Annotated in this window: 16 protein-coding genes; 7 read left to right on the forward strand and 9 right to left on the reverse strand. The window is 67.3% G+C overall.

Going from position 1 to position 22,236, the window contains the following annotated elements; all coding sequences use genetic code 11:
• Window positions 1-46: 46 nt before the first annotated feature.
• Both HB724_RS14785 and HB724_RS14790 read right to left on the reverse strand, forming a co-directional pair.
• Window positions 47-862 carry a class I SAM-dependent methyltransferase gene (locus tag HB724_RS14785; protein WP_213981709.1) on the reverse strand — a complete coding sequence of 272 codons (816 nt, stop codon included), beginning with the start codon at window positions 860-862 and terminating at the stop codon, window positions 47-49.
• Window positions 859-3,276: an HAD family hydrolase gene (locus HB724_RS14790; RefSeq protein WP_213981710.1), complete on the reverse strand. Its 2,418-nt coding sequence runs from the start codon at window positions 3,274-3,276 to the stop codon at window positions 859-861. The genes HB724_RS14785 and HB724_RS14790 overlap by 4 nt, the downstream gene beginning before the upstream one ends.
• A gap of 112 nt (window positions 3,277-3,388) precedes the next feature.
• Between HB724_RS14790 and flaF the strand changes: the two genes are divergently transcribed.
• Window positions 3,389-3,748: a flagellar biosynthesis regulator FlaF gene (gene flaF / locus HB724_RS14795; protein WP_213981711.1), complete on the forward strand. Its 360-nt coding sequence runs from the start codon at window positions 3,389-3,391 to the stop codon at window positions 3,746-3,748.
• A 194-nt stretch (window positions 3,749-3,942) separates the two neighbouring features.
• On the opposite strand, the gene HB724_RS14800 is transcribed toward flaF, so the two are convergent.
• The 3 genes from HB724_RS14800 to HB724_RS14810 all read right to left on the reverse strand — a co-directional run bounded on the left by HB724_RS14800 (window position 3,943) and on the right by HB724_RS14810 (window position 7,926).
• A complete protein-coding gene (locus HB724_RS14800) occupies window positions 3,943-5,577 on the reverse strand; it encodes a methyl-accepting chemotaxis protein (RefSeq protein WP_213981712.1) in 1,635 nt (544 codons plus the stop codon).
• Window positions 5,574-5,903 carry a hypothetical protein gene (locus HB724_RS14805; protein ID WP_213981713.1) on the reverse strand — a complete coding sequence of 110 codons (330 nt, stop codon included), beginning with the start codon at window positions 5,901-5,903 and terminating at the stop codon, window positions 5,574-5,576. The genes HB724_RS14800 and HB724_RS14805 overlap by 4 nt, the downstream gene beginning before the upstream one ends.
• 151 nt (window positions 5,904-6,054) lie before the next feature.
• Window positions 6,055-7,926, reverse strand: a complete 1,872-nt coding sequence (locus tag HB724_RS14810) for a methyl-accepting chemotaxis protein (RefSeq protein ID WP_213981714.1) — start codon at window positions 7,924-7,926, stop codon at window positions 6,055-6,057.
• Between the two features lie 297 nt (window positions 7,927-8,223).
• Between HB724_RS14810 and HB724_RS14815 the strand changes: the two genes are divergently transcribed.
• Window positions 8,224-9,549 (forward strand): alginate export family protein, encoded by a 1,326-nt coding sequence (locus tag HB724_RS14815; RefSeq protein WP_213981715.1) that lies wholly within the window; start codon window positions 8,224-8,226, stop codon window positions 9,547-9,549.
• Window positions 9,550-10,010: 461 nt separating this feature from the next.
• Here the strand turns inward: HB724_RS14815 and HB724_RS14820 are convergent, their stop codons facing one another.
• Entirely contained in the window at window positions 10,011-10,625 is a 615-nt protein-coding gene (locus HB724_RS14820) for a response regulator (RefSeq protein ID WP_213981716.1), read from the reverse strand.
• Window positions 10,622-13,336, reverse strand: coding sequence for a PAS domain S-box protein (locus HB724_RS14825; RefSeq protein WP_213981717.1), 2,715 nt, complete (start codon window positions 13,334-13,336; stop codon window positions 10,622-10,624). The genes HB724_RS14820 and HB724_RS14825 overlap by 4 nt, the downstream gene beginning before the upstream one ends.
• 234 nt (window positions 13,337-13,570) lie before the next feature.
• Between HB724_RS14825 and HB724_RS14830 the strand changes: the two genes are divergently transcribed.
• The 3 genes from HB724_RS14830 (at window position 13,571) to HB724_RS14840 (ending at window position 16,766) form a co-directional block, all read left to right on the forward strand.
• Window positions 13,571-14,977 (forward strand): amidohydrolase family protein, encoded by a 1,407-nt coding sequence (locus HB724_RS14830; protein ID WP_256731535.1) that lies wholly within the window; start codon window positions 13,571-13,573, stop codon window positions 14,975-14,977.
• Window positions 14,974-16,284, forward strand: coding sequence for an amidohydrolase family protein (locus HB724_RS14835; RefSeq protein WP_213981719.1), 1,311 nt, complete (start codon window positions 14,974-14,976; stop codon window positions 16,282-16,284). Before HB724_RS14830 ends, HB724_RS14835 begins: the two co-directional genes overlap by 4 nt.
• A 101-nt stretch (window positions 16,285-16,385) precedes the next feature.
• Entirely contained in the window at window positions 16,386-16,766 is a 381-nt protein-coding gene (locus tag HB724_RS14840) for a hypothetical protein (protein WP_213981720.1), read from the forward strand.
• 245 nt (window positions 16,767-17,011) lie between these two features.
• Here HB724_RS14840 and HB724_RS14845 read toward each other — a convergent pair whose 3' ends face one another.
• Window positions 17,012-18,154 (reverse strand): alpha/beta hydrolase, encoded by a 1,143-nt coding sequence (locus tag HB724_RS14845; protein ID WP_346344738.1) that lies wholly within the window; start codon window positions 18,152-18,154, stop codon window positions 17,012-17,014.
• Between the two features lie 209 nt (window positions 18,155-18,363).
• The gene (locus HB724_RS14850) at window positions 18,364-20,820 is read right to left on the reverse strand and encodes a PhoX family phosphatase (protein WP_213981721.1); all 2,457 of its coding nucleotides are present in this window, start codon (window positions 20,818-20,820) and stop codon (window positions 18,364-18,366) included.
• A gap of 159 nt (window positions 20,821-20,979) precedes the next feature.
• Here HB724_RS14850 and HB724_RS14855 point away from each other — a divergent pair, with 159 nt between their 5' ends.
• Window positions 20,980-21,534 carry a hypothetical protein gene (locus HB724_RS14855; RefSeq protein ID WP_213981722.1) on the forward strand — a complete coding sequence of 185 codons (555 nt, stop codon included), beginning with the start codon at window positions 20,980-20,982 and terminating at the stop codon, window positions 21,532-21,534.
• A 38-nt stretch (window positions 21,535-21,572) separates the two neighbouring features.
• On the forward strand, window positions 21,573-21,992 hold the full coding sequence (locus tag HB724_RS14860) for a hypothetical protein (RefSeq protein ID WP_213981723.1): 420 nt from the start codon (window positions 21,573-21,575) through the stop codon (window positions 21,990-21,992).
• The last annotated feature ends 244 nt before the right edge of the window (window positions 21,993-22,236 follow it).

The following is a 22,236-nucleotide window of genomic DNA, read 5'->3' on the forward strand; positions in this document are numbered from 1 at the left end:
TATAGGAGGGTTTCGCGGCTCCCGGCGGAGCGAAGCCGCATTTTGGTCAGGCCGCGTGCCGATCCTGCCACTCGATCACCGCCAGATAGTTGCGCAGGCGGTTGAGCTCGAGCGTGGCGACCAGCGCATTGTTGTGGAAGGGCTCGACGATGTTCGCGACCTTGCCTGCCCAGGGAGCGGATGCGTCGAACAGCACGCCCAGGCCGAACACCGCGGGCACGTTCGCAAAGGCCAGCGGCCGTTCCTCGCTGCGTGCGCCGTTGATGAAGTCCTCGATCGCGGTCAGCACGCCGTTGCGCGGGCCGCCTTCATGCAGCGCCACCGCGAACTGGCCCGCGCCGCGGAAGCCGCGGCCGGGCAGGGTGCCCCTGTTGCCGATCGTGACGCCCGCCTCGAAGCTGTGCGGGTGGCGCCATTCCGCGGGGATGCGATCGGGCGCATAATAGAAGTCGCGGCGGCCGCAGGGCCAGCTCACATCGTGCATGAAGGCGAGCAGCGGCTTGCCGTCGCGCTTCGAAAGCTCGTCGGCGATGCGCAGCTCGTTGAATACGGTGTAGTAATTGTGATCGCCGTCGATCACCCAGGCATCGATGTCGCGCAGGCCGGGCATGGCCTCCAGGCTGGGGGCTGCGACGTGGCGTACGGCAGGCGTGGCGGCGACCCAGTCGATGAACTCGCGCTTCGGCGCGGGATCGATGCTGGTCAGGGTTCCGCCGGTCACCTCCGCATAGGCGGCGAGCTGTTGCGAGGTGCCGCCGAATTCGGCGCCAACCTCGGCGATATGGCGAACGCCGGCGGCGTGGAGGCTGCCGAGGATGATGTCCGAGAATTCGGTCATCGAATGGATAAGCAGGTTGGTCACTGTCGGGCTCCCATGGAATCGGTGAGTTGGGCGGCGGCCGGCGCCTGGACCGGCTCGCGCGCGGCGATCGGGCGGAACACGACGGCCAGCATCATCGGCTGGTCGTTCTGGCGCTGCGGCGGCGGCACCATCATGAAGGCGGCCTCGTCGGCGCAGCGGAAGAGATGAGGCGCGGTCTGCTCCATGCCTTCGAGCGAGGGCAGCGCCTCGATCTCGTTGCGGCCGGGGCGCTGCTTTTCGGCCAGGAAGTCCTTGACCGGCATGAACACGGCGCTGTCCACCTGCAGCCAGTCATAGAGCTGGCCGAACTGGATCCCGATCGAGAAGCGGCAATCGCCGACCGGGATCGGGGCGAGATAATAGCCGTCATGCGTCGGCGTCGCGGTGACATGGCCGGTCGAGACATTGCGGCCGTCGGCTATGATGACCGGCAGCGAGATCGTCCGGTCGATGAAATCGGCATATTTGAGCGTGAGCCCGAAGCGCCGGCTCGCGAGCAGCGCCAGCTTGAGCGACAGCCCCTCGCCATGGAGCTCCGCCGGCAGATACATCCGCTCGGAACCCTTCATGTAGAACAGGCCGCGCTGGCGCAGGCCGCGCTGGGCAATGGCGGGATCGAACAGCGCGACCGTATCGTCGACGCCCAGGTTCACGTCGTGCTCGAACTCGGCGAGCACCGCCAGCTCCTGCGGCATCGGCAGGAACATCAGCCGGCCGAGCACCGCCGCCGCGCCGCGGCGCCACAAGGTCGCCTCGTCGGGCACGGCGTGGCGGACGAATAGCTCGCGCTCTTCGCGGATGAAACGGAGGCAGCCCGCCTGGACCCGGTCGCGGATCGCGCTCTGGCGCGATTTGATGCTGTTGCCCTTGCGGATCGGCGTGCCGTCGCGCTTGTAATCGACCACCGATCCCTGCGCCGCGGTGCAGAGCTGCTCGACCACCGCGACATTGCTGCACAGCGATTCCAGCGTGTAGGCGTCGTAATGCTCGGCCCCCAGCAGGCCGCGCTTGTCGAGGCCGGTGAGGGCCTGTTCGCGCAGCAGCAGGTAGCGGCCGGCGACATGGACGCCGAACGCCTTGGAAAGCAGCCCGTCGATATCGTTCTGGACCGAACCGTTATAGCCGAGATCGACCAGCATCAGCGTGTCGCCCGGCGCCGGGTTCACGCTGGCGCGGACATGGGCGATCATCCGCTCGGCAAAGCCTTCGCCGCTCTTGATGATCCGCCGCATCCGTGCCGGGTTCCGGATCTCGCGCAGGAAAGCCGCGCCCCTGCCGGTCGCGGCGGGCAGCCCTTTCATCAGTTGCGCGACCTCGGGCTTGGGCAGGAGCAACTGGTTGGCGAGCGCGCGCAAGTCGCCGCCGATCTCCAGCTCGATATAGCGCTCGATCGCTTCCTTGCTGGTGAGCGATGCGGCGGTGGCGGTGAAGCGGCTGATCTCGATCGCATGGGCCGATGCGTTCGCGCCGCTCGCCTGGTGCACCAGCATCGGCATGTGCCCGTCGCGCATCAGGAAGAGATAATGGACCTGGCCGCCGCGCTCGGCGCGGAGGGCTTCGGCTTCGGCCGTCAGCCAGCGCTCGAAGCCGCCCAGCACCGGACCGAGAGTGGAGAAGCCGAACCGCTCGGCCGGATCGGCGATCGACGGCTCGATCGCGGAAAGCGTGGCGCGGTGCGGCTGGTGCGTCGTCGCGACCTGCACGGGGGCCGGATCGAGCATCGCGCTCACCGCGGCTTCGAGGCGCAGGCGCTGCTCGGTGGTCTCGTCGAACTGCTTCAGGTGCAGCGTCTGCACGCCGAGCGGCGCGACGCCGCCGACATCGGCGGCCTTGTTGTCGCCGATGTGTAGGATGTCGTGCGGGGCGACACCCAGTTCCTTGAGCACGAGTTCGTAGAGGCCGTCGCTTTTGGAGCGGCCATAGACCGACGAGCAGAACAGGCGATCGATCAGCGCGGCGACGTCCTCGCCCGCCGAGGCCGCGATCAGGCCGCGAAGCTGGTCGGCATCGAGATAGGTGTCGCTGACGATGATGACGCCCATGCCGCGGCGATGCGCCTCGCGCATCAGCGCGACGGTGGGGCGGAAGGCGAAGCAATGAGCGGCCTCGGCGTCGATCTCGTTCCGCACGGCGGCGGCGCGTTCTGCCTCGGTGCCGTTGGGCAGCAGCTCGGCATAGATTTCGGCGATGCTCACTTCGGTCTGCCGGCGGCGGACCGCGGCGGCCGTCCGCGCGCGCTGCTCGGCCCATTGGCGCTGCGGCACGGTGATGCCGGGCAGCGCGCCGAACAGGTCGCGCGGCGCATGGGTGTCGCGCCACAGCAAGGTGTCGAAGCAATCGAGCGAGAGCAGCTTCAGCGGGCCGCGGCCATCGAGCGCGGTCGGCAGGGCGTGCGGAAGGATCGTGTCGGCCAATGCGGTTTCCCTGGAACCTGCGCCGCATCGGTGGGCGCACGAATCTTATAGGATGCTCGCGGCCGCTCGCGGCGAAATCGTCCTAGAATGGAGAAGCAGAAAAGGAGCCCGAATGACTCTCACCGCCTATCAAGCGGCCCGCAGCCGGGCCGAGACTCCCCGCGCGGCCGAGCTTCGCCTGATGAGCGAAATCACCGGCGAGATGATTGCGGCCCAGGATGCCGGCCTGAAGGGCGCGATGCTGATGCCCGCGCTCTATCGCAACCGGCAGATGTGGTCGGCCTTCGTCACCGATTGCGGCGCCAGGGGCAACGGACTGCCCATGCCGCTGCGCGCGCAGATCATTTCGCTCGGCCTATGGGTCGATCGCTTCACCAGCGACGTGATCGCGGGGCGCGAATCGCTCTCCGAGCTGATCTCGCTCAATCGCACGATCATGGATGGGCTGCGCGCCGAACGCCTCGCCGCCTGATCCGATATTCCGACAACACAGAAAGGGCGCCGCGAGACGATCGCGGCGCCCTTTCTCGTACCTCTCCGGGATCACTACATCGCAATCTCCTGCGGCACTCCCCCTCTACCAACCTGCTTCCCATCCAAATGGAAAAGAGAGCGCCGCGGTTGTCCCGCGGCGCCCTCTTCATTCCTGGGTGAAGGGGATGAGCATCAGAACGACGTCCAGTCCCCCGCATCGCCTCCGGTCGCCATCGCGGCCGCCGGCAGCGCCTTTACCGGTGAGACATAGGCGTTCGGCTTCGTCTGACGGGGTGCCTGGCGCGGGGCAGGCTTGCGCTGCTCGTTGCCGATCTTGAATCGGGCGGCCTGATCGGCGAGCGAAGTCACTTCCGAGCTGAGGTTGCGCGCGGCGGCGGAGGTCTGCTCGACCATCGCGGCATTCTGCTGGGTGGCGTGATCCATCGTGCCGATCGCGACGCTGATCTGGCTGATTGCGGTCGATTGCGCCTGGTTATCGGCGGCCATCTGGCCGAGCAGGCTGTGGACTTCCCCGACATCGCCGGAGATATTGGCGAGCGCGCCGTCGACTTTCTCCACCATCTGCACGGCGGCGACGATGTCGGTCTGGGTGGCGGTGAGCTGGTCGCGGGCGCGGCCGGCTTCCTCCTCGGCACGCATCGCAAGCGCCGAGACCAGATCCGCCACGACCGCGAAGCCGCGGCCTGCCTCGCCGGCACGGCCTGCTTCCACCGCCGCGTTCATCGCGAGGACGCGGGTCTGAAAGGCGATCTTGTCGAGGCCCTCGATCACGCTGTCGATGCCCTTGGCGCTCTCGCTCACCCGGCCCATTGCCTGCACGGCCTCATCGGCGATCGAGCGGCCGCCCGAGACGGTGGCGATGGCGCCGTCGGCGCGCTCGACCGTCTGCGATGCGGCGGTGGCGCTCACCTTGAGCCGTTGATCGATCTGGGTGATCGCGGCGGAGGTCTCCTCCAGGCTGGCGGCATTGCCTTCGGTGCGGCGCGCGAGGTCTTCCGAAGCCTGAGCGATCTCGCCCGAGCCGGTCTGGATCGCGGTGGCACTTTCGATCACCGATCCGATCAGGCCGCGCAGGCTGGTCGTCGCCTCGTTGAAATGGGCACGGACCTCAGCATAGGCGGGCGGAAATTCGTGGGTGATCTCGGCGCTCAGATCGCCCTGCGCCAGGCTCTTGAGGCTTTCGCCCAGCGCGCCGACCACCACGCCCAGCTCCTCCGATTGCCGCGCGCGATCGGCGCTGGCGGCGCGCTCGACCTCGTGCCGCTCGCGCTCGGTGGCGACGATCGTGTCGAGCAGCAGGACGATGCGATGCGTGAGCCACATCAGCGTCGCAGCCTCGGCGACCAGGATCACGGCGTGGAACAGGATGCGGCCGAACGAGGCGTCGCCTTCGAACACCCATGCCGGCACGAGCATGCCGAAGGCGAGATGATGCACCGCGACCACCGCGGCAGCGGCGGCGATCGCGCGCCAGTCGCACAGCAGCACCGACATCGCCAGCCCGGCGAAGAAGATCATGTGCAGGTCGGTCTGCCAGGCCTGGCCGGCGAAGACGTAGAGCATCAGCACGGGCTGCGCGGTGGCGGTGATCGCCATCGCGATGCGCGCGGCGCTATCGATACTGCCGCGCGAGACGAGCATGCAGGGATAGACGATCAGCGCGATTGCGAGCAGCGCGGCGCCATAATGGCCCGAGGCGCCGGTCACGAACGCGCCCACCAGGCAGGACAGGCCGAGCAATGCCGACCAGGCGCACAGCGCGCGCATTCCGAGCGTGCGGATGCGCTCGAGGGTCAAGGGAGTCATGTCGTTTTCTCCGGGGTCGTGCCGCAGCCGAAAAAGGCGGCGGAGAACAGAAGGGAGCCGTGGCGCAGGGCGGGCAGGGCCAGCCGGGCGCGTTCGCCCCACACGAAATAGGCGCCGGCATAGGGGCCGCGCCCGATCAGCCTGGCATCGGCCTGGGTCGCCCAGCGCATGCTCTCGGCATCGGCGCGCGGACCGATCGGCGCGATCAGCATCGCGCCTTCGCCGGGTGGGACGAGGCCGAGCGTGCCCGCGGCGATCGCAAGCGATGCCTGGAGCCAGACGCCGCGGATGCGGGTACGGCGAGGGGAGGCGGGGGGCGCATTCATATCGGTTTCATTATAGAGCGGCGGCGGACCGATCGGTTCGAACCTGCAAGATCGTTGGAGCATGCGGGAAGCGGCTTGCCCGGTGCGGTCATGCGAAAACGGGCGCCGCGACGATGGTCGCGACGCCCGTTTTCGGTGAGACAGGTGGGTGTTAGAACGACGTCCAGTCGTCGTGCGCCGCGCTGCCATTGGCCATCGCCGCGACCGGCAGCGCCTTGACCGGCGAGACATAGGCGGAGGCCACCGCCTTCGCCTTGGCGGCCGGGGCGACGCTGCGCACGATGGCGCGGGGACGCTCGTCGCCGATCTTGAATCGGGCGGCCTGATCGGCGAGCGAAGTCACTTCCGAGCTGAGGTTGCGCGCGGCGGCCGAAGTCTGCTCGACCATCGCGGCGTTCTGCTGGGTCGACTGGTCCATCGTGCCGATCGCGATGCTGATCTGGGTGATCGCGGTCGACTGGGCCTGGTTGTCGGCGGCCATCTGGCCGAGCAGGCTATGGACTTCGCCGACATCGCTGGAGATGTTGGCGAGCGCGCCATCGACCTTTTCCACCATCTGCACGGCGGCGACGATATCGGTCTGGGTGGCGGTGAGCTGATCGCGGGCTCGCCCGGCTTCCTCCTCAGCACGCATCGCGAGTGCCGAGACCAGATCGGCGACCACCGCGAAGCCGCGGCCTGCCTCGCCGGCACGGCCTGCTTCGACCGCCGCGTTCATCGCGAGCACGCGGGTCTGGAAGGCGATCTTGTCGAGGCCTTCGATCACGCTGTCGATGCCCTTGGCGCTTTCGCTGACGCGGGTCATCGCCTGTACCGCCTCGTCGGCGATCGAGCGGCCGCCGGAGACCGTCGTGATGGCGCCGTCCGCCCGCTCCACCGTCCGCGAGGCCGATTCCGCCGTCGCCTTCAGGCGGCCGTCCATCTGGGTGATCGCGGCGGAGGTCTCCTCCAGACTGGCGGCATTGCCTTCGGTGCGGCGCGCCAGATCCTCCGACGCCTGGGCGATCTCGCCCGAGCCGGTGCGGATGCTCGCGGTCGATTCCATCACCGAGCCGATCAGGGTGCGCAGGCTGTCCAGCGCTTCGTTGAAGTTGGTCTTCAGCTCGGCATAGGCGGGCGGGAATTCGGTCCTGATCTGCGCGGTCAGATCGCCCTGGGTGAGCGACAACAGGCTGTCGCGGAGGCTGGAGGTGACGACCTGCTGCTCGGCGGCCGAGCGCGCATCCGTTTCGGCGCGGGTGACTGCGGCGGCGCGGAACTGCTCGACCGCGCCGGCGATCCGGCCCAGCTCGTCCCCGCGGTCGCGATGGGGAACCTCCGCCCGGCCGCCCTCGGCAAGCCTCGTAGTGACGTCCGCAAGCTCGGCCATCGGCTTGGCGACGGTGGCGTTGATCGCGAACCAGACGAACAACAGTCCGCCGATCGACGCGACCGCGAGCAGGATCGAAATGGTGATGGCGCCGTTCGCATAGGCATGCGCCTCCGCGTTCGTCGCATCGGAGCGTTCGCGCGACTTCTGCAGCAGCGCCTCGATCTGGTCGATCGCGGCGCGTGATTCCGTCTTGCCGTCGCCCTTGATGAGCGCCAGCGAGCCTTCGACATTGCCGGCCTTCTTGAGCGCGAACGTCTTCTCGTTGATCTCGATCAGCCTGTGGACCTGATCGTCCAGCTTCGCGACCAAGGGGGCGAATTCCTCGCCGCCGATCGGCTTGTACGTCGTGAGATCGTCCAGGAATGTCTTGTTCGCGGTGACGACGCGCTCTTCCAATGAGGCGATGTCCTTGGCGTCACGGGCGTTGTAATAGCTGTAGACGATGATCCGCAGTTCCTTGACGTCGCTCAGCAGGTCGGCCAGCGCGGACATGCCGGCGATGCCGCGTTCCACATGGCGCGACGCGGTGTCGCTCAGCGCGCTGTTCGAGACATAGCCGTTGATCCCGAGCGCGGCGGTGAGCGCGCCGAGAAAGGCGAACGCGACCAGCATCTTCTTTGCCAGTCGCCAATTGTTGATGAATGCGAGCATGTGCGAGTCCATTCGATCGGGGAGCGCAGGCCCCGGATTGAAAACAGGCTCCGGCGGAGCGGAACTCGTCCATTATAGATGGACTGGCGCATGCGGACTCCCGGAAGCCGTGAAATCACGCGCTTTCCAGGCACTGTGTCCGCAGGAATGGATCCACGGATAATTACCTGGCACCCGCATCTCAGTTGTTGCGCAGTCGATCCTATAAGGAGAGGGATATTTACCACTTCGGAGCTTGCCGTGACGATCAGCGTGACCACTCGTTTTCTTCTCGGCGCTGCGGCAATGCCTGTCCTGTTGGGGTTCTCCGTACCGGCCGCGGCGGGTCCGGACGACGGGCAGGAGACCAAGGTGAAGCTGAGCCTCGATGCCAGCGCCCGTGCGCGCATCGAGGCGATCGATGGCCAGTTCCGCCCGGCGACCAGTCCGGATGACGTGTTCGTATCGTTCCGCACCACCATAGCCGCGCGTCTGGACTTGGGCGATTTCACGCTCGGCGGCGAGATCGTCGATGCGCGCGGCTATGGCGAACGCGACAAGTCTTCGGTCAAGACCACCGAGGTCGATGCGCTCGAGCCCGTCCAGGCCTATGCCGCCTACAGCTTCCACGACGTGGCGGGGAAGGGCGACACGCTGACCGCCACCGCCGGGCGCTTCTCGCTCGATATCGGTTCCAGCCGGCTGGTGGGACGCACCGATTTCCCCAATACCGTGCTCTCCTATCTGGGCGCGATGGGCGAATGGCGCACGAAGAAGAAGGACCGGCTGGTCGTCTTCTGGACCGAGCCGTTCTCCGCGCTGCCCGATGACGCGGCGGGCCTCCATCACAACGGCTTCAAATTCGATCGTGCCGCCGGCAACATGACCTTTTTCGGCGCGAGCGGCACCGCCGCCGATGTCTTCGACAAGGTGAGCGTCGAGCTGTACGGCTATCGCCTGATCGAGGAGGATCGCCCGGAGACGCTCACCCGCAACCGCCGCCTCTCGACCTTCGGCACCCGCATCCGCCGCGCGCCGGCCAAGGGCCAGTTCGACTTCGAGGCCGAGGGTGCGCTCCAGCGCGGCACCGCGCGCGCCACCACGGCGGCGAACGACATCAAGGATCTCGATGTGCGCGCGGGCTTCGGCCATGCCGAGGCCGGCTGGACTGCCCCCGCCGGCTGGATGCCGCGCGTCTCGGTGATGTTCGACTATGCCTCGGCCGATGGCGCCAGGGATTCCTATGGCCGGTTCGACACGCTGTTCGGCGCCCGCCGCGCCGATTTCGGGCCGGTGGCGCTCTATGGCCCGGTGGGCCGCGCCAACCTGGTCTCGCCGGGCGCGCGGATCGAAGCCAAGCCGTCCAAGCGGCTCGACCTGATGGCAGCGGTGCGCGGGCTGTGGCTGGCGGATGCGACTGACAGCTTCGCCTCGACCAGCGTTCGCGACAAGACCGGTGCTTCGGGCCGCCACGCCGGCACCCAGTTCGAGGCGCGGGCGCGCCGCTGGCTGATCCAGGACCGGCTCCGGCTGGAGGCGGGCGCTGCCTATCTCGCCAAGGGCCATTTCCTGAAATACGCCCCGAACGCGCCGCACACCGGCGATACGCGCTATGGTTATATGGACCTGTCGGTCAGCTTCTGATCGCGGGACCGAAGGGGCGCCCCAGGGCGCATCGCGGCACCAGCCGCGCCGCGTTGCCGGGTCGATCATGCCGGGGGGCTGATCGACCCGGCGCTCTCGTCCCGGGAATTCAGGATATTGCCGGGGACCGTTGACCCGCCGGTTGACTCATTTGACTCCATACGCGTGTGTGGTTGCCACGCGGCTTGCTGAGCTTCGACGATGAGAAAGAGCCGGTCCCTGGATCGGCTCTCAAATCCTACATTGCAAGATCGGCGGCCTGGGCTGTCGATTGGTTCTAGGTTGTATGGACATTCACCCCTCACCCAGCTCCGACTAAGCCTTTGCTATGCAAAGACTAAGTCTGCGCAACCAGTGCGAGGTCGGATCGCGCCCCGCGCGATCCTCGAACATGCGGGGCATGTTCGACCTCGCACTCCCCTCAAGGGGAGAGGGAGGACATGGCTGAATGTCGATCCCTCCTAGCCCTTGGGAAACAGCCCTGCCGCGAAGGCGATGCGCAGCGCTTCGGAGAGGCTGCGCACTTCCAGCTTCTCCATCAGGTTCGCGCGATAGATCTCCACCGTGCGCGGGCTGATATCCAGCTCATAGGCGATGATCTTGTTCGAACGCCCCTCGATCAGCCCCTTCAGCACATCGGTCTCGCGCGGCGAGAGCTTGGCGATCTTCGACTCGGCAGCGCCGATCCGCGCCGCGGCCTGGCTGTCCTCCTCCAGCCGCGAGAAGGCGGTGTCGACGAGCTGCATGAGGGTTTCCGCCTCATAGGGCTTCTCGACGAAATCGAGCGCGCCCGCCTTCATCGCCTGCACCGCCAGGCCGACATTGCCCTGGCCGGTGAGCACGATCGGCACGAAGCGCGGGCTGCCGTTCAACGTGTGAAGCACGTCCAGTCCGGTCGATCCCGGCATGTGGAAATCGAGCAGCAGGACGCCGGGATCGAGTTCCGAGACCTGTTCGAGGAATGCGTCGCCGGAGCGGTATCCGCGCACCGCCAGATCGCTCCTGACCGAGAGCAGGCTGTGCAGGGAGGCGCGGACGGCATCGTCGTCATCTACGATATAGATCGCTCTCGTCATTCAACTCCCCCCTCTTCGACCGCCGGCAGGGTGAAGCGGAACGACGCTCCACCCCCAGCCTGGTTTCCGGCGCTCAGTGTACCCCCATGTGCTTCAATGATACGCTTACTAATCGAAAGGCCAATACCCATTCCGCCCCCATTTCCCTTTGTGGTGGTGAAGCGGGAAAACAGTGTTTCCAGAACATGTTCTGGGAGTCCGGGGCCGCTATCCGTGACGGCGATCTCCACCATCTGTCCCGGATACTTGCATGAAGTGATAGTTATCTGGCGATCGTTGCGGCCCGAGCCGCGCAGTGCTTCCATCGCATTGCGCAGCAGGTTCACAAGGACTTGCTGCACCTGGATGCGATCGGCCAGGATGAAGCGGGCCTTGGGATCGAGCTGGTAGCTGACGCGCGTGTTGAACTGGCCGGTGCCGACCAGGATGAGATCGACGGCGTCGCGCACCGTCCGCTCGACCGATTCCACGCGCATCTCCACTTCGCCCCGCGCCATGAACGCGCGAAGACGCCGGATGATCTCGCCGGCCCGCTGGGTCTGCTCGATCGCGGTGCGCAGCAGTTCGGAGATGCGCTCGGCCGGCTCGCCGCGCTCGATCAGCATGCGCGCCGCCGCGAGAAAGTTGGACGTGGCGCTCAGCGGCTGGTTGAGCTCATGCGCCAGGTCGGCGGCGAGCTCGCTCATCGCGCTCTGGCGCGAGACGTGCGCGATCTCCGAGCTGAGCTCGCTCAGCCGCTCCTCGGTGGCGACGCGATCGCTCAGGTCGCGGACGAACACGGTCAGCAGCGTCTGGCCGTCGCTATCGGCCATGCCGGCGCGCGCTTCGAGCGGGAAGCGGCGGCCGTCGGCGGTCTCGCCGGTGCCGGTCAGCACCTCGCCGGCGATGCCCCCGCCGGTCGCAAGAACCTTGTCGAGAAGGCCGTCATTGGTGGCGCGCATGTCCGCCGGGGACAACATGCTGAAATGCCGGCCGATCACCTCGGCCGCGCGATAGCCCCACAGCGTCTCGGCGGTGGCGCTGAATTGCAGGATCGTGCCGCATTCGTTGACCACCACCATCGCATCGGGAACGGTTTCCAGCACGGTGCGCAATTGCGCCTCGCGCCGGCGCAGCGCGGCTTCGCGCTCCTCGCGTTCGGTGACATCGAGGATCACGCCGACGGTGCGTATCAGGTTGCCCAGCTCGTCATAGAAGGCGCGCGACGAGCCCTCCACCGCGCGCACGGCTCCATTGGGCTGGAGGAAACGATAGCGGAAGCTGAACTTGTCCGCCCGGTTCGCCACCGTGCGGGCCACCGTGTCCATGAAGTCCTCGACGTCGGCGGGCTCGACCTGGGCGCGCCAGCTCTCGAAGTCGCCGATCGAGCCGGGGACCATGCCCAGGCGCTGCTCGGTGCCGGGCGACCATTCGAGCCGGCCGGTCGGCACGTCCCATTCGAACACGCCCAGCTCGTGCGCGCCGGCCGCGAGCGCGAGCCGCTCCTCGCTGGTGCGGAGCGCCCGCAGCGCCGCGACGCGCTGCGATACGTCGGTGATGCTGTGGACGAGCATCGGCCTGCGCTGCGGGCTCGTCACGCGATTGACGCGCTCGAGGACGCAGATATCCGTCCCGTCCTTGGCGGTTTCGATCAGTTCCTGCGCATCGCCCGCCGTCCGCCTGGGCGGACCGCCGTTCGAATCGCAGCAGCGCGAGCGCAGCAGCATATATTTGAACTGCCCTCGGGCCTCCTCGGCATCCCAGCCATAGAGCTGCTGGCAGCCGAGCGACCAATGGAGGATCCGCCCCTCGACATCGGTGAGCACCACGCTGGCATAATCGAGCGCATGGCTCATCTCCGCCATCGCCGCCTGCTCGCGGGCGACGCGGGTCACTGCCCAATAGGCGATGGACGATACGAGCATGAGGTTGAACGAGACGATCAGCAGCCCGCCGGCCATTGGCGACAGCATCGCGCGGCGGACGACGACGAGCTCCATCAGCGCCGGGATGAGCGGAAGCACCAGCCCGCACGCCACCAGCGTCCATACCAGCCGCGGGTTGCGGCGGCTGACCTCGACCAGCCGGATCCAGCTCCGGCTCTGCTGGAGGAGCAGGAACGCCGCCGCCAGCGATATGGCCGAAAGCGCCGCCGGCAGCGAGATGTGCAGCACCTGCGGGCCGGCGATTTCCTCGCTGGAGAGCAGGATCATCGCGGCGGCCGCGGCGGCGAGCCCCAGCACGACCACCGCGATCAGATTGGCGATCTCGTCGGGCAGGAAGCCGCGGATCCGCGCGCCATAGGCGACGAGGCTCAGCAGCAGGAAATTGATGACGGCATTGGCGCCCGGCCGGCCGGGATGGACGAAGGGATAATCGGCGATCCTGCCGCCGAACAACAGGCGGTCGGTGCCCAGGTCGCCGCCGGTTGCCGATTGGAAGATCGACAGCGCCGCCAGCAGCAGCGGCACCGCCAGGCAGGCTATCGCCGCGCGCTTCCGGCCATAGATGGTGGCGAGGAAGCCGAGCGACAGAAAGGCATAGCCCAGCGCGGTGAGCGGCCAGATCGGATAATCGTCGAAACCGAAGCCGCTGATGTCGGGCTCGTCGAACAGCCAGCCTCCGAGGGCCGCGACGCTGCACGCCAAAGCCAGCGCGGCGAACGCCGCGGGAACCGTCCTCCCATTGTGCGCCGGGCCGCCTTCGCCGAGCGCACGCTGTTCGTTGTACACGCGCAAACTACCTGCCCCTGCACAGGTGGAAGCCACTCCCGCTAAGTCACGATAGCATCACCCATTTTGGTAGGGAAAGCCATAGCCCCGTAACTGTGTCAGTTGTCAGCCAATTTTGTTGCGCTAGCGTTTCTATTCAGGATTTGCCCCGCTTGCCAAACGCCGCGCTTCCCGCGACACCGCTGCCCGATGCGGGAGAATCAGGGAATGGAGTCGCGGTTGATCCGGTCGATCATGATCGTGGGGGCCTGTGCGTGGCTGGCAGGCTGTGCCGCCGATGGCGGGGGCAAGACGCAGACGGCATCGTCGGAGCCCGCAAGCGCCGCGCCGGGCAAGGGCAGGGGCTATTCGCACGATCCCTATCCCTCCACCTATCGCGCCTATCCCGGCGTGCCGACCCTGGTGACCAACGTCACCGTGCTCGACGGCGAGGGGGGGCGGATCGACAAGGGCTCGGTGCTGTTCCGCGACGGCAAGATTGTCTCGGTGAGCCAGAGCCTCACCGCCGATGCGGGCACGACCGTGATCGACGGGACCGGCAAGTACGTGACCCCCGGCGTGATCGACGTCCACAGCCATATGGGCGACTATCCGGTGCCGGGCGTCGAGGCCAATTCCGACGGCAACGAGATGACTTCGCCGGTCACCGCCGACGTTTGGGCCGAGCATAGCGTCTGGCCGCAGGATCCCGCCTTCGGGCGGGCGCTCGCCAATGGCGGGGTGACCACGCTCCAGATCCTGCCGGGCTCGGCCAATCTGTTCGGCGGGCGATCGGTGGTGGTGAAGAATGTCTATGCCCGCACGACGCAGGCGATGAAGTTCCCCGGTGCCCCCTATGGCCTGAAGATGGCGTGCGGCGAGAACCCGAAGCGTGTCTATGGCTCGAAGGGCCGCGAGCCCTCCACGCGGATGGGCAATATCGCCGTCGATCGCGCGACCTGGGCACGCGCGGTCGAGTATAAGCGCCGCTGGGACAAATATGAGGAGAAGGGCGGCGAGGCGCCGACGCGCGACATCGCGATGGACACGCTGCGCGGCGTGCTGGAGGGCGAGATCCTCGTCCACAACCATTGCTACCGCGCCGACGAGATGGCCAATGTCATGGATATGGCCAAGGAGTTCGGCTACCACGTCTCGGCGTTCCACCATGCGGTGGAGGCCTACAAGATCGCCGACCTGCTCAAGGAGAACGACGTTTGCGCGGCGGTCTGGGCGGATTGGTACGGCTTCAAGATGGAAGCCTATGACGCGATCCCCGAGAACCTCGCCATCCTGGAAAAGGAAGGCGCCTGCGCGATGATCCATTCGGATGACGACTACGGCACGCAGCGGCTGAACCAGGAAGTCGCCAAGGCGCGCGCTTCCGGGATCAAGGCCGGCTTCCCGATTTCGGAGGAGACCGCCTGGAAATGGCTGGCGATCAACCCGGCCAAGGCGCTGGGCATCGCCGACAAGACCGGCAGCCTGAAATCCGGCAAGATGGCGGACGTGGTGCTGTGGAACGGCAATCCGTTCAGCGTCTACACCCGGCCCCAGATGGTGTGGGTGGATGGTGCGCTGATGTACGACGCCAGGGATCCCAAGCGCCGGCCGGTATCCGATTTCGAGCTCGGCCAGCCGGGCGAGGGGGACGTGAAGTGAAGAAGACGCTGCTCCTGGGCGCCGCCTGCCTGGCCGCGCTCGCCACTCCCGCCGCGGCACAGGATGTCGCGATCACCAATGCGAAGCTCGTGATCGGCGACGGCTCGGCGCCGGTCGAGGGCGGCACCGTCGTCGTGCGCGGCGGCCGCGTGGTCGCCGCGGGGACGGGCGTTGCCGTGCCTGCGGGCGTGCGCGTCGTCGATGCCGGCGGGCGCTGGGTCTCGCCCGGCATCTTCGCGGGCTTCACGCGGATGGGGATCGTCGAGGTCGACGGGGTTTCCTCTACCAACGACGCCTCGGCCGGCGGCTCGCCGTTCAACGCCGCGCTCGACGTCGCGCCGGCGGTCAATGCCCGCACCAGCGCGATCGCGATCAACCGGGCCGAGGGCATCACCCGCGCCGTGGTCGCGCCCGATACCAGCAAGGGCTCGATCTTCGCGGGGCAGGGGGCGGTGATCGACCTCGGCACCGACATGGATGCAGTGTCGAAGCCGCGCGCCTTCCAGTTCATGGAATATGGCGAGAATGGCGGACGCGTGGCGGGCGGCAGCCGTCCGGCGGCCTATGCCATGCTCCGCAACGCGCTGTTCGAGGCGCGCGACTATGCCCGCAATCCGGCCAGCTTCGCCGATCGCGGCAAGGATGCGCTGCTGACCCGCGCCGATGCCGAGGCGCTGTCCGGTGTGGCGCAGGGCAAGGTGCCGCTGCTCGTCCATGTCGAGCGGGGTTCGGACATCCTCGTGCTGCTGGCGCTCAAGCGCGAGGTGCCGGCGCTTCGGCTGGTGCTGGTTGGCGCGACCGAGGGCTGGACGGTGGCGAAGGAGATCGCCGCCGCCGGGGTGCCGGTGATCGCGACGGCGCTCAACGACCTTCCGGAATCGTTCGAGCAGCTTGCCGCCACCCAGTCCAACATCGGCCGGATGAAGGCGGCGGGTGTGCTGGTCGGCATCGGCACGATCAACCAGGACGAGGCGCGCCAGGCGCGCTGGGAGAAGCAGTTCGCCGGCAATCTGGTGGCGCTGACGCGCGTGCCGGGCGCGACCGGGCTCGATTGGGGCGCGGCCTTCGCCGCGATCAGTTCCAAGCCCGCCGAGGCGCTGGGGATGGGGGCCGATTTCGGTTCGCTCCAGCCCGGGCGGCATGGCGATGTGGTGATCTGGGACGGCGATCCGCTCGAGATCGGCAGCGCGGCGGTGTCGGTGTTCATCGACGGGGTCGAGCAGCCGCTGACGAGCCGCCAGACCCGGCTGCGCGACCGCTATTGGGATCCCAAGGAAGGCGCGCTGCCCAAGGCCTATCAGCGTTGATCGGCGCGGCTGCTGCGGAACTTCCCCAATAGCCCGGGCTTTCTCCGGGTGGTCGAGAGAGACGTGGCGCGGGTTTCGTGCCGGAGAGGGGAGAGACGGATATGAAGCCTGTGATCCTTCCTGCGCTCGCGGCGGCGGCATTGCTCGGTGCCTGTCAGCCTGCGGCCGAGAACCAGTCCAACGCTGCGGCGCCGGCCGAGACGAATGTGGACGCGGCGGAGGGGAACGCCGTCGGCAACGTTGCGGCGGAGAATGTCACCGCCAGGGTGCTGGCGATGGGCGACCGCGAGCGCAACGTCGTCTTCATCCGCGCGATCCTCGATGCCGGGCTCCCCTGCGACGGGGTGCAATCGTCCGAGCGCCTGCCCGATCGCGACGGCAAGCCGCTGTGGCGGGCCAACTGCACCGGGAGCGGCGGCAGCCACATGATTACGATCACGCCCGACGGGATCGCGAATATCGTCAGCCGGACGGATCGGTAGGACGGTACGGCGGGGCTGATCGTGCTCCTGTGGACGCGGGTGCGCGATCAGGTATTGGGTGATCGTGCGGCAGTCGCATAGCTTGTAAATCCGTGCGCTGGACGTCAGTTATTGGGTGGATTCCAGACGGACTATTCCACGGCGGGCAGGCCGCGATAGCTGCCGTTGGCTCCGGTTTTTGCCTTTCCCAAACGACCGGCTTCGGAAAAGCGCCCGCCCTTAGGACTCGGTCGCCAGCCTACCCGTCACAGTAAGCCAATGTTGTGCAGCCATTGCTTGACCTGTCCTGGCCACTCCGTCGTGATTGGGTCGGCTGTCGGTCGCATCCCAAAGGCATGACCACCCTTAGCGTAAACGCGCAAATCAACCGCTACACCCGCATCGTTCAGCGCCAACGCATAAGCCATCGGCTGTCGAATATCGTCCATGTCATCATTCATGGCGTGAAGGATAAGCGTCGGCGGTGCTTTGGCGCTGATCTTGACCCAAGGTTGCAGTTCGAGGTGGTTCCTGCCCTTGCTGTTATCCAGCATACGAGCCGTATAGGCTACGATCGCGAAGTCAGGCCGTGGAGATTGTTGGTCGGCAGCATCGGCGATGGGATACGTGCGGTCTTCCGTGTTGCTCATAGCAGCCGCCAGATATGCACCGGCTGAAAAGCCAATTACGCCGATCTTGTGCGGATCGATACCATAGCTAGAGGCTCGCTGCCGCAGCAATCCCATCGCGCGTTGGGCATCTTTCAAAGCTAACAGCACCTTTGGCCGCTGCTGCTTGCCGTCTACCTTCGGCCATGCTTGCGGAACCCGGTATTTCAGCATGGCGCAGGTCATGCCCTGCTGAACAACCCAGTCGCAGATTTCGGTGCCTTCCAAGTCGGTCGCTACGACTGAGAATCCACCGCCCGGCAACACCAGCATTGTAGTACCGGTGTTCCGCCCCTTCGGTTTATAGATGGTCATGGTCGGCCGGGTAACATAGCTCACCCACCGCCATCTTCTTCCTCCGATAAGTCCCGTGCCGTTGCCGGTCGCCTCAAGCTGATCACCGGTATCGGGTTTGGCGAGTGGAACGTTTGCAGGCCATAGTGGCACCTGCACGCCCCCGGCTGTCGATTGCCATACGCCCTCTCGTTCCTCCTTCGGAACCTCGACTTCGGCCGGCGAGCTTTGCGTCTTACTTGCCTGACCACAGGCCGAGCCGGTGATACAGATTGCAAGAAGCGAGGGCACGACGAACCGAAACAACGACAATCGGCATCTCCTAATTTGAGAATGCAACTCATGCTTGGTGGCCAGTTCGGTTGCAGGAACTGAGGTTAGCAGTCGTCGCCCGTTGCGCAAGCCGACACCTTCCCGAAAACGAACGGTGCACAGGACCACCAGCACCTATCTGGCCACCCGACAGACATGGAGAAACAGGAACGTCGCAGCCGTGTCGAGCGTCGGGTTTCGGGATAAGCTCGCGCGCAATCGAGCGGCGGAGATTGGGGCGATAGCGGTCCTTCGCATCATCGCGGGTTTGCAATCTGCCCGACCGCCGAACAAAAAGGGGGAGGCTCCTTTCGGAACCTCCCCCCTTAGTCCGGCCGAAGCGATCAGAGGCCGACGACGCCGCCATCGTTCTTGGTGATGATGGCGATCGCCGAGCGTGGGCGGACGGTGGCGCCGGGCGTTGCAGTCGTCTGGCTGTCCGGCCAGTGACTGGTGGGCCTGGTCGGGTCGGTCGCGCTTTCGCCCGGATGCTGGATGCCGACGAACAGCGTGCGGCCGTCCGGCGTGGAGTCGACGCCGGTGATCTCGCACTGGACCGGGCCCACCAGGAAGCGCTTGAGGTTCGCGCCGGGTGCCGCGCCGACGCGGGTCGCCTGGGTGAAGGTCGCGCCGCCGGTGGCGGTGTTGGTCACGGTGCGCGCGCCGCCGTCGCCGACGGTGCCCGGCATCGCCGCCAGCATCATGCAGTTGGTGACGTCGGTGAAGGCGCTGTCGTCGGTCTGGAGCCAGGCGATCGGCTTGACCAGGCCGCCCGCATGGGTGGTGCGGGCGAACGACAGGCCGTCCGGGCTCGACAGATCGTTGTCGGCGGTCAGGCTCGAAAGGTTGACGTTGGTCGCATCGAGATCCGAACCGGCCGCGAACAGATAGATGTCCCAGGTGAAATCCGTCGCCTCGGTCGATTTGTCCTTCTCGCCCAGGCGGACGATATGGCCGTTGCGGTTCTCGATATTGGGGTTGGGCAGATCCTGGTAGGAGCGCGGATTGGCCGCGTCCGTGTTGGCCGGGGTCCGGGTCGAGTTGTTGGTGAGCGTCAGATAGACGTCGCCATTGGCCGGATTGACCGCGGTCCATTCCGGACGGTCCATCTTGGTCGCGCCCACCGCGTCCGCCGCCAGGCGGGTGTTGACGAGGATGTCGACCTGGCTGGCGAAGGGATAGGCGGCGTTCGAGCCGTCGAGCGGCGCCGTGCCATAGACCAGCGGCAGCCACTTGCCGGTGCCGTCGGCATTGAACTTGGCGACATAGAGCGTGCCGGCGTCGAGATATTTGTCGCCGATCGCCAGGCGGTCGGCGGCGGTGGCATCGGCGTCGACCCAGGCGGTGTTCGAGACGAACTTGTAGAGATACTCGTTCACCGCGTCGTCGCCCATGTAGAAGGCCGGCTTCTTGCCGACGACGAACGCGCCCGGCCAGCAGCCCTCATGGCCCAGCCGGCCCAGCGCGGTGCGCTTGCGCGGCGTCGAAGTGGCGCTGTACGGATCGATCTCGACCACCCAGCCGAACTGGTTCGGCTCGTTGCGGAAGTCGTCGGTGGCCGAGGCGCCGGTCGCGCGCGCGTCCCAGCGGCGGAACAGCGTGTTGGCCGGATCGGCCGGAACCACGGTCGACCAGCCGTAATTGCCGGCGGTCCTCACGCCATAGCGGGCGAGGGTGGTTAGATCCTTCGCAGTGCGGGCGGCGTCGTCGCCGCTGCGGCGGAAATAGCCGGCCCAGTTTTCCTCGCAGGTGAGGTTGGTGCCCCAGGGCGTGGCGCCGTTCGCGCAGTTGTTGATCGTGCCGCGGCCCTTGGTGCCGTCGGTCGAGAACGGAGTCTTGAGGAAGTCCGAACCCTTGGCCGGGCCGTTGAAGACCATCGGCGTGCTCGGCGTGATGCGGCGGTTGAACGTGCTGGCCGGGACATAGGCCCAGGCGCGGTTCGTCCCTTCCGCATATTCGATGACGCTGACGCCGTGGCAATCGATCTCCTTCTGCGCCTCGCTCTCGGGGCGGACGCCGCCGGTGTTGGTCGCGCCGGTGGGGTGGAGATATTGCTGGTTGATGTTCTCGTGGTTCTGCACGATCAGGCCGCGCTTCGAGCTGGTCTCGTCGCGCGTGCCGGTGGCGCTGAGGCCGAACCAGCGCATCGCATCGCCGTGATCGCCGATCCGCTGCCCGAAATCGGTGTCGGTGCCGTCATTCTTGAAGGCGGGCGTGTTGGGCGAGATCGGATCGCCCAGGCGCGCGCCGATCTGCACGGTGTAGCCGGCGGGCACGGTGACGACGTCGAGCTTGTTCTTGGCGACCGCCGCGAAGCCGAGCGTCGCCGGATTGACGGTGACGGTGGTGGTGGCGGTGCTGGTGTGGCCGCCATTGTCGGCCGCCGCGAACTGGAAGGTGAGCGTGGTCGCCTGGGCGACGCTGGGCGCCAGGAAGGTCACCGTGTTGCCCGTGCCGGTGAGCGTCACCGCCGGGGTGCCGATCTGCGTCCAGGCGACCGCGCCGACCGAGCCGTCGTCGCTGGCGGTGCCCGTCAGCGTGACCATCCGGCCCGAGCTGGTCGTCGCGGCGGCACCGGCGCTGACGGTCGGGGCGGCATCGTCGTTGAAATCGGCATTGCTGTCGCACGCGGCGAGCACCGAGCCGCCCATCGTCGCGGCGACGATCGCGCTCGATCCGCGCAGCATCGAACGGCGCGAGAAACGCTCGTCGGCGAGCTGGTTGAGCGTCGGGCCGGTGCTCTGGTTGGTGTCGACGTCGCCATCGGTGTAGCCGAAGTTCGTCTCGATCAGGTTGGTCATGATTTCCCCCTGTGGCACCCGAGTCATCGCGACCCGGTCTGTCATTCCTTGGGAGGGCTGGTTTACGCGGTGATGCCATAGGGGTTTCGGATCGGTGACTCTTATAGGGCGGTCATGTGACGCTTTGCCCTGTGGCGCGGCTGGGGCTAAGCGGCGGGCATGGACGCGGGAAAGCCCGATACAGCCGAGAACGAGCCCCGGGGGCGGAGCCTGGCAGGCGGATTGCGCGCGGCGGCGCGGGGCTGGCTGGAGCGGCGACCGGCATCGCCGGGGGTGCCTTTGGAAGGCGGACGGCGTGTCGCGGTGGCGGTTGCGCTGCTGATCGCGGCGGGGCCGCTCGTCACCTTGCTGGGCGCCGATCTGCTGGCGGGGCGCGCTCGATCCGATGCGGCGAGGCTCTCCGCCGGGCTTGCACCGCGCATGGCGGTGGAGCGTGGCGCGGAGCAGGCTCGGGTGCAGATGGGGGCCGCGATCGCTCGCCCGATGCTGGGGAGCACGTTGGAAGCCGTAGCGCGCGCGCTGCCGGCCAATGCCGCGGTCGTCCGCGCCGAGCGGATGCGTGACGGAGCGCTGGAGCTGGAGATCGCCACGCCCGATCCCGATCAGCTGCGCCCGGCGTTGCGCTCGCTGCCGGGGATCGGGATGTTCCGCAACACCGGCCAGCGGCGAGGCGATACCGGCATGGTCGCTTCGTTTCGGGCGGATGCGCGATGAGGCTGCCGCCACTTGTTTATGGTGTCGGGGCCGGCCTGGTGCTTGCACTGATCGCGGTGCCGTTCACGGACACGGCGCTGGGGGTGCTTTCGAAGGCACGTGCGGAGCGCGAGGTACTGGCGGCGGCTGCTCGGGCACCGGTGGGCGATGTGGCGGTGATGGCGCCGGGGTTGGCGATTGGTGCGAGCGATACCGCGGCCGGTCGCGCTGCGATCATGGCTCGGGTTCAGGCATTGGCCAAAAGCGGCGGCGTGCTGGTGGAGGAGACGAGCGCGGTCGAAGTCGCGCCGGGTCTTGCGGCGCTGCGCATCCGCGTGTCGGGGGCGGAGAAGGCCGTCGTCGCGCTGGCCGATGGGCTGGAGCGGGGTCGCCCGCTGGTTCGTTTGCGGAGCTGGCAGCTTGTGCCGATCCCCGGCGGGGTGCGGCTGAGCGGAGAGGCGGTGGCGGCGTGGCGGTGACGCGGCCGGACCTGGCCGCGCTAGTCCTGGCCGGCGGCTTGGCGATTGCCTTCCCCGTCGCCTTGCTTCCCGCATGGCATGGGACGCCGGCGGCCAGGCAGGCGGTGAGGCCGGTCCCGCTCCAGTCAGGGTGCCCCCCCGCGCCCCTGTGCTGTGACGTTGTTCGGCCCGTGTTCTGGGGTGGGGCCGCCCAAGGGGCGGAGGGGCCGGCCCGTGGGCCGCAGATGCCGGGCACGCTCCGCCC

This window comes from Sphingomonas sp. dw_22, from assembly GCF_018449795.1.
Taxonomy (GTDB): Bacteria; Pseudomonadota; Alphaproteobacteria; order Sphingomonadales; family Sphingomonadaceae; genus Sphingomonas.

Excerpts from the sequence above, each read along its gene's own strand:
- HB724_RS14805 (WP_213981713.1), bottom strand. The coding sequence starts at position 5,903 with ATGAATGCGCCCCCCGCCTCCCCTCGCCGTACCCGCATCCGCGGCGTC.
- HB724_RS14800 (WP_213981712.1), bottom strand. The coding sequence starts at position 5,577 with ATGACTCCCTTGACCCTCGAGCGCATCCGCACGCTCGGAATGCGCGCG.
- flaF (WP_213981711.1), top strand. The coding sequence starts at position 3,389 with ATGACTCTCACCGCCTATCAAGCGGCCCGCAGCCGGGCCGAGACTCCC.
- HB724_RS14830 (WP_256731535.1), top strand. The coding sequence starts at position 13,571 with ATGATCGTGGGGGCCTGTGCGTGGCTGGCAGGCTGTGCCGCCGATGGC.
- HB724_RS14855 (WP_213981722.1), top strand. The coding sequence starts at position 20,980 with ATGGACGCGGGAAAGCCCGATACAGCCGAGAACGAGCCCCGGGGGCGG.
- HB724_RS14810 (WP_213981714.1), bottom strand. The coding sequence starts at position 7,926 with ATGCTCGCATTCATCAACAATTGGCGACTGGCAAAGAAGATGCTGGTC.
- HB724_RS14850 (WP_213981721.1), bottom strand. The coding sequence starts at position 20,820 with ATGACCAACCTGATCGAGACGAACTTCGGCTACACCGATGGCGACGTC.
- HB724_RS14820 (WP_213981716.1), bottom strand. The coding sequence starts at position 10,625 with ATGACGAGAGCGATCTATATCGTAGATGACGACGATGCCGTCCGCGCC.
- HB724_RS14840 (WP_213981720.1), top strand. The coding sequence starts at position 16,386 with ATGAAGCCTGTGATCCTTCCTGCGCTCGCGGCGGCGGCATTGCTCGGT.